Below are 15,075 nucleotides of genomic sequence, written 5' to 3' on the forward strand. Positions count from 1 at the left end.
CATCCTCAAGGATAAACCGCAATTAGCTCAATTTCGATGAATTTATTAGCATTTACTAAAGTAGAAATTCCAAGTGTGGCTCGAACAGGTTTTATTGGGTTTTCAGGTGTGCCAAAATACATTTTGTAAGCAGCATTCCAACCATCAAAATCATACGTTTTGGTTTTTACATCGGGAGCAATAAATACTTTCATGGCAAAAACATTCGACATTTTTAGTCCTTTTTCTTCAAGCATTTCTTTCAATTTTTTTAAAATTCCAAGAGCTTGGGTCTTGGTATCGCCGTATTTTGCGTAGTCGCCTTCTGGTAAGCTGGCATCAGTTGCGAAAGCGGTTAGTCCGCTGGTGTAAAACAGCTTTTTGCCTTCAGGAATAATGGCTGAATTTGAAATGATAGAAGTGGGCGAACCGCTAAATTCTACTCCTTGTGCTTGCGTTTTGCCAAAGTTCAAGCATAAAACTGCTCCAGCTAAACCAATGATAATTTTGAGTTTTTGCATTTTCTTGGTATTTAATTTTATTATTTGAATAAAGTGTAACTAATTGACTTTCAACGCTTTAAAATATCGGAATATTCTTTTGAAAACAAATTTTTGCTCGTTAAATTGGTATCTACATCAACAACCAAAGAAAATTTTACTACTATGAAAAGACGAGACTTTCTGGCAGCGGCGGGTCTGGGTGGCGTTGCTTTAGCTACGCAAGGTTTAGCTTCGTGTGCCACTGGCCCCAAACTTTATGCCGATAAAACTTACAATATCAGTCGAGGCTATCAGTTTATTCCAAAACTGAAACTTTCAAAAGACCGAATTATTAAGGAAACTGTTGGTTTGCGTCCGTTTCGTCCGTCGGGGCCGAGAATTGAAAAAGTACAACTGGGCAACAAAACGATTGTCCATAATTACGGTCATGGTGGAAGCGGCTGGTCGCTCTCGTGGGGAACTGGAAATTTGGCAAGAAATCTTGTAAAAGAAACCTATGAGAAGAAGATTGCTCTTTTGGGTTGCGGAACGGTCGGAATTGCTACTGCTACTTTATTGCAAGAAAGTGGCTACGAAGTAACGATTTATACCAAAGATTTACCACCAAACGTGACTTCAAACTTGGCAACTGGTACTTGGTCGCCTGCATCAAGGGTTTGTGATAAAGCGAAGGCAACGCCAGAGTTTGAAACAGTTTGGGAAGATGCTACTCGTTTTTCGTTTCGTCGCTTGCAAATGATGTTGGGCGTGGACGATATTGTGCAGTGGACTGACGAATATTCGGTGCATAAATCAATACCGACTTCGACCGATGGAAATGGTGGGAAAGAAGTATTTCATATTGAAGGGCTTGCACCCAATTGGAACGAAATCAGTAGAAAAGACCATCCTTTCAAGGCAGATTTGGTGCGAAAAAGGAGTAATATGATTTTTAATATTCCAAGTTATTTGAATTTTCACCTCAATAATTTCTTGTTACGAGGTGGAAAACTGAAAATTCAAGAAATAAAAACCTTAGAAGAAATTGATGCTTTGCCCGAAAAAGTAGTAGTAAATTGCATGGGACTTGGAGCGAAATCGGTCTTTAATGATGAAGAAATTATGCCGGTTTCGGGACAATTGGCTTGCTTAATTCCACAAACTGAGGTCAATTATAAACTTACTACGCAAGGAGCGTATTTTATTACCCGAAAAGATGGTATTTATCTGGGTGGAAATGGTATTGATGGCAGTTGGGATACCACGCCTAAAAGAGAACTTACCGAAAAATGGATTGATATTTTAATTGACTTAATGAAAGATATGAAAGGATAAAATTTTACGATAAACTGGAAGCCTTCCCATTCGGGAGGCTTTTTTGTTTGCCACTAATATTGATAATGAGCCGTTTATGGAAAAATAGATCTGAATTAGAAGTGTGTATTGCAAGGTATAGTGTATAACATTATATTTGTTTTGAAATTATGAAAATCTTTTAATTTAAACATTACACAAATGAAAAAGCTCAGTTATTTACTTGGTTTACTTTTGTTGGCAACGATAGCTTCATTGCCATTTTTGAAAAAAGAGTTAAAGGGCGATAATATCAAAGTTTCGGTCAATGAAACAAAAGAAGAATATCGCTTTGAGGCTCATTTCAATAAAGATAAATCAGATGCCGTGTCGGAATACATGGATGATTATTTAGACCAAAAAATCTTTGAAAATGCCCAAGTTGATGCCGCAATGAGGCTTAATGACGGTACACAAATTTATGCCAAAACCGATGAGGGCGAAGTGAAAATTAGGTTAGATAAGCAATTAAACTCAAGAGAATCTTATGAAAAAATCAAGAAAATGGGAGAGGGGATAAAGCGAATTTTGACAAAGAAATAAGCATTTTAGGTGTATATTTGGGCAAAAACTACAAACTATGACAATCCTAAGAAAAATCACATTTAGTCTTATTCTTTCTGTGTTCATTCTTGATGTTTTTGCCCAAAAAATGCCTCAATTCAAGGTAATTGCTTTTTATAGGGCCAAAAACGACAAAGCTCACATCAGTTTTGTGCATGAAGCCAATCGTTGGTTTCCTGCTGTGGCTCAGAAATATAATTTCAGTTATGATTCGACTGATAATTGGGCGAACCTTAATCCCGAATTTCTTTCAAAATATCAGATTGTACTTTTCTTAGATACTCGTCCCGAAGATAAAGCCCAACGAGCGGCTTTTCAGCGATATATTGAAAATGGCGGAGCTTGGATTGGCTTCCATTTTGCGGCCTTTGCTCTCAATAATTCTACTTATAATCAAGATTGGGATTGGTATCACAATCAGTTTTTGGGCTCTGGACAATACAAAAGCAATACTTGGCGACCAACTTCGGCCATTTTACGAGTAGAAGACTCGAAACATCCTGCTACAAAAAAACTTCCCGAAACCTTCAAATCTTCGCCTAACGAATGGTACAGATGGGAAAATGATTTACGCCAAAATAAAGACATAAAAGTACTTTTATCTATTGATCCAAGTAGTTTTCCGCTCGGAACTGGCCCAAAAGCCCACGAAATTTGGCATAGTGGCGATTATCCCGTGGTTTGGACGAATAAAAATTACCGAATGCTCTACGTAAATATGGGGCATAACGACATCGACTACGAAAACAAAACCAATAAGGAATTATCGTTTCAGTTTGTCAACGAAACTCAAAATCAGCTGATTATCAATGCTTTACTTTGGTTGGGAATAGGCAAGAAATAATTTTTTTAGAATATTTTTAAGAAAACGCTTGACTCTAACCTTAGGTCATAGTCTATGTTTGTAGAGTCAATGATTATTATTCAAAGGAAATGCAAAAGTATTCGGTTAAACAGTTGGCAAAATTGGCAGGAGTAAGCGTACGAACACTCCATGTTTATGATAAAATGGGTTTGCTCAAACCATTAGCCCGCACTGAGGCCAAGTATCGGTTATATGGAAAACAAGAATTGCTTCGACTTCAGCAAATATTGTTTTACAAAGAGCTTGATTTTCAATTACAAGAAATTGCACAAATCTTAGATGACAAAGATTTTGATGTGATGGATTCGCTCAAAAATCATAAAATAAACCTAAGAGCCAAGCAGGATAGATTAGCAACTTTGATACTAACGATTGACAAAACAATTGAAAACCTAAAAAAAGATACTGTTATGTCAAATCCAGCTGAATTATACGAGGGTTTATCTGCCGAAAAAGCCCAGTCGTATCGCACAGAAGCCATTGAAAAATATGGCGAAGAAGTTTATAAATCTGAAAAGACATTATTGAAACTGACCAAACCTCAGATTGCCGAACTAAAAACTGAACAGCTTGAAATTGCTCAAAAACTATTCTCATTAATGCACAAAAGCATTGAAAGTGAGCAAGTTCAGACTCAAATTGCTCAACACTATGAGAACATCCGTAAATTTTGGGGAACTCATGGTTCGGCAGATTCTCAGGCCGAAGCCTACGCTGGTTTAGGTCAGTTGTACGTTGATGATGAACGTTTTACGATGATTGATGGCAAATCTCACCCAGAATATGCTTTATTTCTGAGCAAAGCAATGAAATATTTTGCAGAAAATCGTTTAAAATAAGTTTCTCTTACGCCTTTTTCTATCAATGTTTTAGAAGAAGGCGTTTTTTTATGTGAAATTTTGTGAGAATATGTTTTTGTCTTTTACTAAACTGTTGTTTATAAGTGATTTAATTTGGTTTTGAAAGGCTCGAAAATCAACGTTTGTCAATAGTTTTTGATTTATTTTCTGCTCAAAAAATTAACAAATAAAAGGGCTTTGAAATTAAATTTTCGGTATGTGATAAATGTCACTAAAAATCAATTTTTCATGTTTGATATTTGTGTTGTTAAAATGATTCTACCTCTAAAATTAAAACAACAAACAAATGAAAGCAAACATGGGAACTGTTGACAAAGTAGTCAGAATACTTGTCGCAATCGTCATTATCGGTTTATATTTTGCCAATCAAATCACAGGCACGGCTGCTATTATTTTATTGGTTATTGCTGGAGCATTTATCCTGACCAGCTTCATGAGCTTCTGCCCATTATACTTGCCGTTAGGTATTTCTACTCGCAAAAAAGAAGGAAAATAAACAACATGAATTTCATCAATAACAATAAATTAACCATCATCGGAGTCGTTGTCGGAGCGATTGGTGGCTATCTCTACTATCATTATGTAGGTTGTGGAAGTGGCACTTGCTCAATAACTTCCAAACCACTCAATAGTACGCTTTACGGTGCTGTGATGGGTAGTTTATTTTTTAATATTTTCAAGAAAGAATCATGAAAACCGAAGAAATAATCATTGCCAACTTGAAATGTAATGGCTGTGCCAGTACAATCAAAAAAGAAATAGCTGCTCTAAGTGGCGTAAAAGAAGTAACGGTTGATGTGGAAAAAGATGCCGTAAAGGTAACTTATGAAAACATTGGCAGAGAAAGTATCATCAATAAACTTCATTCGTTGGGGTATCCAGAAGCGACCGAGAAAAACGGTTTGTTGTTGCAAATCAAAAGCTACGGAAGCTGTATGGTAGGTCGAATCAATAATCTATAAATCATACTAAAATGACTATCGAAGAAATAATCCAAGAAAAGAAAGGCACAATCGTAGATGTACGAACTCCCGAAGAATTTCGTGGTGGACACGCAGCAGGAGCTGTAAATATTCCTTTAAACGAAGTTCCATATCGTGTCGAAGACCTAAAAGCCTTAGCTGCTCCAGTAGTTTTATGCTGTGCATCGGGCAATCGAAGTGGACAAGCCCACCGTTTTCTTCAACATCACGGCCTTGAGTGCTATAATGGTGGCTCGTGGCTTGATGTAAATTATTATCAATCTTTAGCAAGGGCATAAAATGTTAGATACACTCAAAAACCTATTCGGATTTGGTCCAAAAGTCGATTATGCTGAGTTGGTGAAACAAGGTGCAATTATTTTAGATGTGAGAAGTGCAGGTGAGTTTTCGAGTGGACACATCAAAGGGGCTATCAATATTTCGGTCGATTCTCTGGGGCGAAATCTTAGCAAACTTAAAGATAAAAACAAACCGATTATTACGTGCTGTGCATCGGGTATGCGTAGTGCATCGGCCAAAAATATCCTTACATCAAATGGTTATACCCAAGTTTACAACGGTGGAAGTTGGGGAAGCCTACAATATAAATTAAGATGAATAAAGAAACATTACTCACCAATTGGCATTTTATACGTTGGTTGAGACTGGGCATGGGGCTTTATGCTACCGTGGTGGCATTGCAGCTACATGATCCACTTTCAGGTTTTATTGCGGTTTTGTTTTTGTTTCAAGCGGCTACAAATACAGGGTGCTGTGGAGCAGGAGGATGTGCCGTGCCGAGTTCAAAAAGGAGTTCGGCAGAAGTAAAAGAAATTGATTTTGAAGAAGTAAAATAAAAAATAAAATGGAACCACACTATTTTAATGTAAATCTGAGCTGGATTTCAGACCGAAAAGGCGAAATGTCTTCGCCCGAATTAGATGATGTAATCGAAGTGGCCACTCCGCCGCCATTTCCGAAGGGAATCGATGGCGTTTGGTCGCCAGAGCATTTGCTTACGGCTGCCGTAAATAGCTGTTTTATGACGACATTTCTGGCCGTAGCCGAAAACTCAAAACTGGATTTTGAACTTTTCGATTGCAAAGCCAAAGGAATACTGGAACAAGTAGAAGGAAAGTTTCTGATGACAGAAGTGATTCTCGAACCAACGTTGGTTATCAATAAAGAAACCGATAAAGACCGTGCCGAGCGAATTTTACAAAAATCGGAAGCCGCTTGCTTGATTTCAAATTCAATCAAATCGAAAGTTTCGATGATTGCTAATATCCAATTTTTAAACTAAATGAAAAAATATATCACTGTTGCCCTGATCACTTTTACGGTTATTCTGAATAGCTGTTCTACTGGTCAATCGCAGAAAGCAAAAGCTAATTTAACGGCCGTCGAATTTTCCGAGAAAATCAAAGAATTACCCAATGCTCCCGTAATTGATGTGCGTACCCCCGTTGAGTTTTCGAGTGGACATTTACAAAATGCTCAAAATATAGATATTAGTGGCAGTGATTTTAAGCAACAAATCGAAACGCTGGATAAATCGAAACCCGTATTTGTCTATTGTTTAAGCGGTGGGCGAAGTGCCTCGGCGGCAAGTGCCATGCGAGAAGCTGGTTTCAACGAAGTTTACGAATTAGATGGTGGCATAATGAAGTGGCGAGGAGCAAACCTTCCCGAAACTACAAGCTTAGCAAAGCCTAAAGCCACAGGCATGAGCAAAGCCGATTACGAGAAATTATTCGATACCGACAAAGTTGTTTTGGTAGATTTCTATGCCGATTGGTGTGGACCATGCAAGCAAATGAAACCTGATATTGACGCAATTACCAAAGAAATGGCTGATAAAGTGACGGTTGTACGAATTAATGCCGATGATAATGTTGAGCTCTGCAAAGAACTTCAAATTGATGCTTTGCCTACGATAAAGGTCTATAAAAATAAAGCCTTGACTTGGACTGATGTTGGTTTTATTGATAAAGCTGGAATGATGGCAAAAATTCAATGATAATCTGTCAAAGTATTTTAACTCCTTCAAAGAAAAAATCTTTGAAGGAGTTTTGTTTTGGAATCTGTATATATGAAAGAAAAAGCTCAAATATTGTACTATATTTATTTTTCATATTAAATTATTTGTTTTTTTATTTAAAATATTGAATAATCAAACTTTTTATGTAAAGCATTGATTAATTTTATAGTTCTTTATTAATTATTGTTTAACAAACTAAAACTTACGAATGAACAAACTTCTACGAGTTTCGTTGGCGTGTTTATTTCTCTTTACTTCTTTTTGGGGAAATGCACAGACCGTTGTAACGGGAAAAGTTACATCGAGCGAAGATGGTAGTCCGCTTCCAGGAGTATCAATCACAATCAAGGGTACAACAAAAGGAACAAGTACTGATGAAAAAGGTACTTATAAATTATCTGTACCTGCCAATTCAACATTACAGGCAAGTTTTATCGGTTTTGCTGATGCCGAGCAAGTTGTAGGCAACCGTAGTGTTGTTGACTTTACTTTATCGTCTGATGTAAAATCATTAAATGAAGTTGTTGTAACTGGTTATGGCTCTCAAATCAAACGTGATTTAACAGGAAATATCGTTAAAATCAAGTCGAGTGAAATCCAAGATATGCCAGTAACTACATTTGAGCAGAGTATTCAAGGTAAAGCTGCTGGTGTACAAATTAACCAAGGTACTGGTAAATTAGCTCAAGGTATTCAAGTACGTGTACGTGGACAATCGTCAGTTTCGGCTTCAAATGAGCCATTATATGTATTAGACGGTATTCCGATGACACAAGGTGACTTAGGTATCAATGGTGGGGATACTAACCCATTGGTTGATATTAACCCACAAGATATTGAGTCAATCGAAATTTTGAAAGATGCATCGGCAGGTGCTATCTATGGTGCTCGTGCGGCTAATGGTGTTGTTTTAATTACTACTAAAAAAGGTAAGTCAGGAAAAACAAAAGTTTCGTTTGGAATGCAATATGGAAAAAGCACACCAACTAAAATCTTGAAATTCTTGAACACTCAACAATACATTGATTTTTATCGTACAGCTGCTGCCAACTCAGATGCTATTGATGGCTATGATAAACAAGACCCTGATTCTTACACTTCATACATGGAGAGTTTCTTTGATACGCAAAGTCTCGGAACACTCGGAACAGCTAAACAAGCTGATACTGATTGGGGTTCTTTAGCGTTCCAAGAAGCTCCTTCTGCTCAATATGATTTGAATTTGAGTGGTGGTAATGATAAAACTACATTTTTCATTTCAGGACAATTACTTGATCAAACTGGTATTTTGTTAGGCAATGCTTTCAATCGTATGACTGGTCGTATGAACCTCAATCACAAAGTATCTGAGCGTTTAAGCATCGGAATGAACATGGGTCTTACTCGTTCGTTAAATGAGCGTGTATCTGGCGACCGTCAGTTCGATAACCCATTGCAATTGGTAGCTTTACCACCAATGACTCCTGCAACTGACCCAGAAACTGGTCTTCCAACTGGAACGGCTCCTGGCGATATTTCGATTCCAGTTTATTACAATGCAATGATTAATATCGGTAATGCTTACTACAATACTACCGTGCACCGTAATATTAATAGTGTATATGGTGAGTTGTCAATCATGAAAGGACTTCGTTTCCGTACAGAATTTGCTCTTGATTTATTGAATCAACAAGAAGAACAATATTATAACAGCAAAACTCAACGTAATTTCGGAGCCCCACTTGGTTATGGATACAATCGTTTCGTAAGAGTTGAAAATTATAATACTAACAACTATTTCGTTTACGACGATGTATTTGGTAAGCACGGGATTAATGCAACTGCTGGTTTGTCGTATCAAAACTCACAAACAAAAACAAACGCTGCTGAAGGTAGAGATTTTCCATCGGATGCTTACCGTATGATTGCGAGTGCTGCTCGTAAAACTGATGCAAGTTCAACTCAGTCGGACTATCGTTTTGCTTCTTACTTTACTCGTGTAAACTATAAATTCAACGATAAGTACTTGTTAGGATTAAGTGCCAGAATTGATGGTTCGTCACGCTTCGGTGCTGATAATCGTTATGGTTTCTTCCCTGCGGTTTCAGCTGGTTGGGTCCTTTCAGAAGAGAGCTTCTTGAAAAATATCGAAGCAATCAGCTTTTTGAAACTTCGTGCAAGCTGGGGTAAAACAGGTAATGCCGAAATCGGAAACTTCCCACAATTAGGTTTGTTTACGGGTGATGCAGGTTATGCTGCACTACCAGGACAACGCCCTTCACAATTAGCGAATCCTTCACTTGGCTGGGAAACTACGCAACAAATTGATATTGGTTTAGACTTCGGTCTCTTGAAAAACCGTATCAATGGTGAAATTGATTACTACGAAAAAAATACGACTGGTTTATTGTTGAATGTTAACGTACCAGGAACAACAGGTTTCTCGACACAAACTAAAAACGTTGGTGCATTAACTAATAAAGGTTTTGAATTTGTATTGAATACTGACAACCTTGTTGGTCAATTTAAGTGGAAAACAAGCTTGAATGCTTCTACAAATAAAAACAAAATTACAGACCTACAAGGGCAAGTAATCGAAGGAGGTTTGGCAAACATGAGCCGTGCCGTAGAAGGACAACCATTGGGTACTTTCTTTACAGTAGAATATGCTGGTGTTGACCCTGCCAATGGTGATGCCCTTTTCTACAAAAATACTAAAAATCCTGATGGTACAATTGACCGATCTACTACTAAGACTTATAGTCAAGCACAACGTACGGTTATTGGTAGCCCACTTCCGAAATGGGTTGCTGGTGTAACTAATACTTTCAGCTACAAAGGATTTGAATTAAGCGTATTCTTCAATGGTGTGTTCGGAAACAAACTAAACTTCTACGGTGTAGGTCGTTTCTCTTCGGCTAATGGACGTTTTGAAGATAACCAAACGGTTAACCAATTAGCAGCTTGGACTCCACAAAATACCAATACCAACGTTCCACAAGCACGTTTGTTCTTCAATAATGGTGCTCAAGCATCAAGCCGTTTCATTGAAGATGGTTCATTCGTTCGTTTACGTAATGTAACATTGGCTTATAATTTACCAAAATCATTAGTTAGCAAAGTAAAATTAAGCAACGTAAGACTATATGTGACAGGTCAAAACTTGTTGACATTCACGAAGTACTCTGGTTGGGATCCCGAAGTAAATGCCGATGATGTTGTAACAAATATCGCTTTAGGTTATGACTTCTATACAACGCCTCAGGCTAAAACTTTCATGGGTGGTTTAAATATTAGTTTCTAATAGCCTAACACTTTATTGATTTACTTAAAGAAATTAGATAAAATGAATAAAAATATAAAAAATTGGCTATTTGTTGGTGCATCGGCTGTATTAATGACAGCATGTGATAGCCGCTTAGATGTAAAGCCAACACAATCAATCGAAGAGTCAACGGCTCTTGCTACCTCACAAGACGTTGAAGTAACCCTTATCGGTGCTTACGATGGCTTGGCGAGCAATAACCTTTATGGTGGAGCAGTTCAGTATTCGGGAGACCTTTTAGGTGATGACGCCGAAGTGCGTTTCGCTGGTACATTTTCTACGCTCGATGAGTTGTGGCGTAAAACAATTACGACTACAAACGGTCAAACGCAAGCTTCATGGTTGCAGGCGTATAATACAATTAACCGTGCAAATAATGTTTTGGCTTCTTTAGATAAAGTTGAAGCAAGCAAAAGAGCATCTGTTGAAGGAGAAGCTCGTTTTATCCGTGGTTTAGTATATTTTGACTTAGTGAGACTTTGGGCGAAAGCTTGGGGTGATGGAGATAACAACACTAACTTAGGTGTGCCACTTGTAACAACTCCAACGCGTGTTGTAGGAGAAGCTGACAACCGTTCGAGAGCAACTGTAGCTGCTGTTTATACGCAAGTTTTAGAAGATTTGACTAAAGCAGAAACGCTTTTAGGTAATATTTCTGATGCAGGTTTTGCTTCAAAAAATGCGGCACAGGCTATTTTAGCAAGAGTTTACTTACAACAAGGAAACTATGCTGCTGCTCGTGATGCTGCAAATAGAGTAATTTCAAGTAATCAATTTGAACTAACTTCTACATTTGCCGAAGCATTTGAAGATGCCTCAAATGAAAGTGAGATAATTTTCAAGATAATCATCACTGATCAAGATGGAACAAATGATATGAATACATTCTTTGCTCCTTCTACGTTCCAAGGTCGTGGAGATATTCGTGTTCAGGCAAAACACTTAGCACTTTATGCTGCTGGTGACGAAAGAGGTACTTTTTTCGTAAGAGCGTCAAACAATAACTTCACAGCTAAATTCCTTGACCAATATGGCGATGTGCCAGTGGCTCGTTTGGCTGAAATGTATTTGATTCGTGCGGAAGCAAACCAACGTTTGAATACAGCTATTGGTGCTACGCCATTGGCTGATATTAATCTTATCAGAGCAAGAGCAGGTGCAAGAGCATTGACAACTGTTGATTTGAATGCAATCTTGACAGAACGCAAGCTCGAATTATCATTTGAAGGACACCAAGTTCACGATGCAAAACGTTTGAAAAGAAATGTGGGTGCTTTAGTATTTAGTGATAATAAATTAGTAGTTCCGATTCCACAACGTGAAATTGATACTAACAAATCATTAGTACAAAATCCAGGATATTAATCTGGAAACGATAATACACAAAAAATGCGAGTCGATTTCGGCTCGCATTTTTTGTGGTATTGTAAGGTTAACCCAGTAACAAATCATAATTCCTTGATACGGATATTCTTGAAAGAAACAGCATCACCGTGGTCTTGTAACCCGATTTTGCCTTTGCTATATTTGCCAAAACCTTCCCAGCCTTTAAATTTACTTTTTGCTACCATTGCATCCCATTCTGGGCCTTCTGATTTATATTTTACTGAAAGTGTACCATTTTGATAAATGCTAACCTCTCCTTTGTTTTTGATGATTTTTACGGTATTCCACACTCCTGCAGGTTTCGTAACTGATGCTGAAGGAATCATATCGTATAATGAACCCGCTTTGTGATTTCCATCTTTACCCGCTTTTGCATCAGGGTGACGCTCATTGTCGAGTACTTGAATTTCGGGAGCTGTTAAGTATGGAACACTGTATTTTTTATCTTCAAAAACGCCGTAAAAAATACCACTATTTGCACCTTCCGATACTTTCCACTCTAATTCGAGTTCAAAATTTTCGTATTCTTTGTCGGTTATGAGGTCATCGCCGTGTTTTTCGCCTTTGGCTTTTCCTGCAAAAGTCATTACTCCATCTTGAATTGACCATTTATCAGTTATTGGTTGCCCTGCCTTATTATAAACGTGCCAATTAGTGAAAGTTTTTCCATCAAATAATTTTATCCACTTGCCCTTTTTTTGTGCAAAACTTGTTGATGTTACTAATAAAATTAAGGCAAGAATTTTTGAAATTGTTTTCATTGAAAAATGATTGAGGTTGATTAAATAATAAACTACGAAGCAAATTAAAGAAAAGATTAATGAAGAAATGTGTCAGAAGAAGAAAAATCGACAAAAAGGAGGATAATATGGACAAAAAAACTTTATATGGAATTTATCAAACAAAAGTCACTTTATTATAAATATCTTCGAGTAACAGCTCACAGTTACCAATCTTTACGAGAGAATCATTTTCAGAATAAATGTGTAAGAGCCATTCTTTTTCATTGAAGCGTTTGAAAACTTCTACTTGTTTCTTTTTTGAAGAAACCAAAACATACTCTTTTAATGAATTAAGCGTTTGATAACATTCAAATTTATCTGTACGGTCATAAAGCTCCGTAGAGTCTGACGAAACTTCGATAATAATACTGGGATTTTCGAGAGCATCTAAACCATTGGGCGATTTTTCATAGATGGCATCTTCGCATACAATTACTAAATCGGGAAATGTGTATTTCTGACAAGCTTCAATTTTCACGAGTTGGTCGCTGTTAAGTACAAGGTACTTACTTGCTCGAAGACAACCCTCCAATAAGAATGATAATGATATTGAGATACGATTATGTGCAGGTTGGGCTCCAGCCATTGCAATGACTGAGCCTGCATGATATTCGAATTTCACATCAGACTTTTGAAGTATCTCGAAATATTCATCAACTGAAACTAAGTTTGTCGCAAATGTTGTCATGAATTATTAAAATTATTCAAACAAGAAAATGTTACTCTTCAACAGCCATTTCCACATTATTATAAATATCATCTAATGAAACTTCACAATTTCCGATTTTGACAAGATTATCATTTTCATCATAAATATGCAAAATCCATTCATTATGATTGTGTCGTCTGAAAACCTCTACTTGTTTTTTAGTTGATGCTACCAAAACGTATTCTTTTAAAGATTGAAGTGTTTGGTAACACTTGAACTTGTCGGTTCGGTCATACAACTCTGTCGATTCGGAGGCTACTTCTATAATAACTTCGGGATTTTCGAGAGCATCCAAACCATTACGGGCTTTCTCATATATTGCTTTTTGACAGACAATCACCAAGTCAGGGAATGTATAACGCTTGCAAGCTTCAATTTTTACGAGTTGGTCACCGCCCACAATCTGACACCCTGCTTTTTTTAGGCAAGCGAATAGTTCACCAGCAAAATTCATTGCAATGATGTTATGCGGAGCTTGAGCCCCTGCCATTGCAACTACTTTTCCCGCTCGATATTCAAGTTTTACATCAGATTTTTCGAGCATGCAGAGATATTCCTCTACTGATACTAATGCGGTGGTTGTGGCGTGTGCTGTCATAGGCTTTAATGTGGAAAAGGAGTTGAAACGCCTCAACTCCTTTTCAAATATAAATAAAAAACTATTAAATCCCTAAAACTCGGCGATTCACTGCTTCGTCGGCACCAGTAGCCGCAAAATCATCAAATGCACGAGTAGCTACTTGAATGATATGGTTTTGAATAAACGGAGCTCCTTCAGCAGCACCTTGCTCAGATGATTTTACACAACATTCCCACTCCAAAACAGCCCACGAATCGTAGTCGTATTGCGATAGTTTCGAGAAAATACCTTTGAAATCTACCTGTCCATCGCCCAATGAACGGAAACGACCAGCACGGTCAGCCCAGCCAGCATAACCACTATAAACCCCTTGTTTCCCTGATGGATTAAACTCGGCATCTTTAACGTGGAATGCCTTGATACGGTCATGATAAAGGTCGATAAATGCCAAATAATCAAGGTGTTGCAGCACAAAGTGACTTGGGTCGTAGTTGATGCAAGCACGTGAGTGTCCACCCAAATAATCTACAAACATTTCAAAAGTTGTTCCATCGAACAAATCTTCACCTGGGTGTAATTCGTAGCAGTAATCAACGCCACACTCATCATAATAATCTAAGATTGGTTTCCAACGATTGGCCAATTCTTTGAATGCGGTTTCAATCAAACCACTTGGACGTTGTGGCCACGGATACAAGAATGGCCAAGCCAATGCTCCAGAAAAACCAACGTGTGATGTCAAACCAAGATTTTGCGACGCTTTTGCTCCCCATCTGAGTTGTTGCTCAGCCCATTGGCGGCGAGCTGGTTCATCGCCATGTACGGCTGCTGGAGCAAACGCATCATACATCGTATTGTATGCAGGGTGCGAAGCAATCAATTGCCCTTGAAGGTGCGTTGATAATTCAGTAATTTCTAAGCCTTTATCTTTTAATTTACCTTTCAATTCATCGCAGTAAGTTTGGCTTTCGGCTGCTTTTTGTAGGTCAATCACACGGCTATCCCATGAGGGTAACTGGATTCCTTTATAGCCGAGACCTGCCATGTAGTCGGCAATTGTATCGAGTGAATTGAATGGTGCTTCATCGCCCATAAACTGAGCAAGAAATATCGCTGGTCCTTTTATTGTTTTCATATAAGCCCTATGATTACGCATCTCGCCACTAAAGGGAGATTTTTATCGTTTTAAATTTGTAAGAAATTTATAA

General features: G+C 37.8%; 19 protein-coding genes. 14 read left to right on the plus strand and 5 right to left on the minus strand.

Annotated elements, in window-relative coordinates:
• Nucleotides 1-5 precede the first annotated feature (5 nt).
• Complete coding sequence (locus ABR854_RS23055) at nucleotides 6-500, minus strand: Rid family hydrolase (protein ID WP_350268213.1); 495 nt, start codon at nucleotides 498-500, stop codon at nucleotides 6-8.
• A 144-nt stretch (nucleotides 501-644) separates the two neighbouring features.
• Between ABR854_RS23055 and ABR854_RS23060 the strand changes: the two genes are divergently transcribed.
• The 14 genes from ABR854_RS23060 to ABR854_RS23125 all read left to right on the plus strand — a co-directional run bounded on the left by ABR854_RS23060 (nucleotide 645) and on the right by ABR854_RS23125 (nucleotide 11,775).
• Nucleotides 645-1,796: an FAD-dependent oxidoreductase gene (locus ABR854_RS23060; protein ID WP_350268214.1), complete on the plus strand. Its 1,152-nt coding sequence runs from the start codon at nucleotides 645-647 to the stop codon at nucleotides 1,794-1,796.
• A gap of 180 nt (nucleotides 1,797-1,976) precedes the next feature.
• The gene (locus ABR854_RS23065) at nucleotides 1,977-2,357 is read left to right on the plus strand and encodes a hypothetical protein (RefSeq protein WP_350268215.1); all 381 of its coding nucleotides are present in this window, start codon (nucleotides 1,977-1,979) and stop codon (nucleotides 2,355-2,357) included.
• A 37-nt stretch (nucleotides 2,358-2,394) separates the two neighbouring features.
• Nucleotides 2,395-3,222 (plus strand): ThuA domain-containing protein, encoded by an 828-nt coding sequence (locus ABR854_RS23070; RefSeq protein WP_350268216.1) that lies wholly within the window; start codon nucleotides 2,395-2,397, stop codon nucleotides 3,220-3,222.
• 89 nt (nucleotides 3,223-3,311) lie between these two features.
• The gene (locus tag ABR854_RS23075; RefSeq protein ID WP_350268217.1) at nucleotides 3,312-4,082 is read left to right on the plus strand and encodes a MerR family transcriptional regulator; all 771 of its coding nucleotides are present in this window, start codon (nucleotides 3,312-3,314) and stop codon (nucleotides 4,080-4,082) included.
• Between the two features lie 307 nt (nucleotides 4,083-4,389).
• The gene (locus ABR854_RS23080; RefSeq protein WP_350268218.1) at nucleotides 4,390-4,599 is read left to right on the plus strand and encodes a YgaP family membrane protein; all 210 of its coding nucleotides are present in this window, start codon (nucleotides 4,390-4,392) and stop codon (nucleotides 4,597-4,599) included.
• A 5-nt stretch (nucleotides 4,600-4,604) separates the two neighbouring features.
• Complete coding sequence (locus ABR854_RS23085) at nucleotides 4,605-4,796, plus strand: DUF6132 family protein (protein WP_350268219.1); 192 nt, start codon at nucleotides 4,605-4,607, stop codon at nucleotides 4,794-4,796.
• Complete coding sequence (locus ABR854_RS23090) at nucleotides 4,793-5,065, plus strand: heavy-metal-associated domain-containing protein (protein WP_350268220.1); 273 nt, start codon at nucleotides 4,793-4,795, stop codon at nucleotides 5,063-5,065. The genes ABR854_RS23085 and ABR854_RS23090 overlap by 4 nt, the downstream gene beginning before the upstream one ends.
• A gap of 11 nt (nucleotides 5,066-5,076) precedes the next feature.
• Nucleotides 5,077-5,364 (plus strand): rhodanese-like domain-containing protein, encoded by a 288-nt coding sequence (locus ABR854_RS23095; protein ID WP_350268221.1) that lies wholly within the window; start codon nucleotides 5,077-5,079, stop codon nucleotides 5,362-5,364.
• A 1-nt stretch (nucleotide 5,365) separates the two neighbouring features.
• Nucleotides 5,366-5,683, plus strand: a complete 318-nt coding sequence (locus ABR854_RS23100) for a rhodanese-like domain-containing protein (RefSeq protein WP_350268222.1) — start codon at nucleotides 5,366-5,368, stop codon at nucleotides 5,681-5,683.
• The gene (locus ABR854_RS23105; RefSeq protein WP_350268223.1) at nucleotides 5,680-5,922 is read left to right on the plus strand and encodes a hypothetical protein; all 243 of its coding nucleotides are present in this window, start codon (nucleotides 5,680-5,682) and stop codon (nucleotides 5,920-5,922) included. The genes ABR854_RS23100 and ABR854_RS23105 overlap by 4 nt, the downstream gene beginning before the upstream one ends.
• An 8-nt stretch (nucleotides 5,923-5,930) precedes the next feature.
• A complete protein-coding gene (locus tag ABR854_RS23110; protein WP_350268224.1) occupies nucleotides 5,931-6,368 on the plus strand; it encodes an OsmC family protein in 438 nt (145 codons plus the stop codon).
• A complete protein-coding gene (locus ABR854_RS23115) occupies nucleotides 6,369-7,085 on the plus strand; it encodes a thioredoxin domain-containing protein (protein ID WP_350268225.1) in 717 nt (238 codons plus the stop codon).
• 229 nt (nucleotides 7,086-7,314) lie between these two features.
• Nucleotides 7,315-10,389: a SusC/RagA family TonB-linked outer membrane protein gene (locus tag ABR854_RS23120; RefSeq protein ID WP_350268226.1), complete on the plus strand. Its 3,075-nt coding sequence runs from the start codon at nucleotides 7,315-7,317 to the stop codon at nucleotides 10,387-10,389.
• 42 nt (nucleotides 10,390-10,431) lie between these two features.
• The gene (locus ABR854_RS23125; RefSeq protein ID WP_350268227.1) at nucleotides 10,432-11,775 is read left to right on the plus strand and encodes a RagB/SusD family nutrient uptake outer membrane protein; all 1,344 of its coding nucleotides are present in this window, start codon (nucleotides 10,432-10,434) and stop codon (nucleotides 11,773-11,775) included.
• An 83-nt stretch (nucleotides 11,776-11,858) separates the two neighbouring features.
• On the opposite strand, the gene ABR854_RS23130 is transcribed toward ABR854_RS23125, so the two are convergent.
• From ABR854_RS23130 to ABR854_RS23145, 4 genes are all read right to left on the minus strand, one after another.
• On the minus strand, nucleotides 11,859-12,557 hold the full coding sequence (locus tag ABR854_RS23130) for a 3-keto-disaccharide hydrolase (protein ID WP_350268228.1): 699 nt from the start codon (nucleotides 12,555-12,557) through the stop codon (nucleotides 11,859-11,861).
• A 136-nt stretch (nucleotides 12,558-12,693) separates the two neighbouring features.
• Nucleotides 12,694-13,266, minus strand: a complete 573-nt coding sequence (locus ABR854_RS23135; protein WP_350268229.1) for a Uma2 family endonuclease — start codon at nucleotides 13,264-13,266, stop codon at nucleotides 12,694-12,696.
• Between the two features lie 31 nt (nucleotides 13,267-13,297).
• Nucleotides 13,298-13,885: a Uma2 family endonuclease gene (locus ABR854_RS23140; RefSeq protein WP_350268230.1), complete on the minus strand. Its 588-nt coding sequence runs from the start codon at nucleotides 13,883-13,885 to the stop codon at nucleotides 13,298-13,300.
• 64 nt (nucleotides 13,886-13,949) lie between these two features.
• Nucleotides 13,950-15,002: a sugar phosphate isomerase/epimerase family protein gene (locus ABR854_RS23145; protein ID WP_350268231.1), complete on the minus strand. Its 1,053-nt coding sequence runs from the start codon at nucleotides 15,000-15,002 to the stop codon at nucleotides 13,950-13,952.
• Nucleotides 15,003-15,075: the final 73 nt, after the last annotated feature.

This window comes from Emticicia sp. W12TSBA100-4 (assembly GCF_040253585.1).
Taxonomy (GTDB): domain Bacteria; phylum Bacteroidota; class Bacteroidia; order Cytophagales; family Spirosomataceae; genus Emticicia.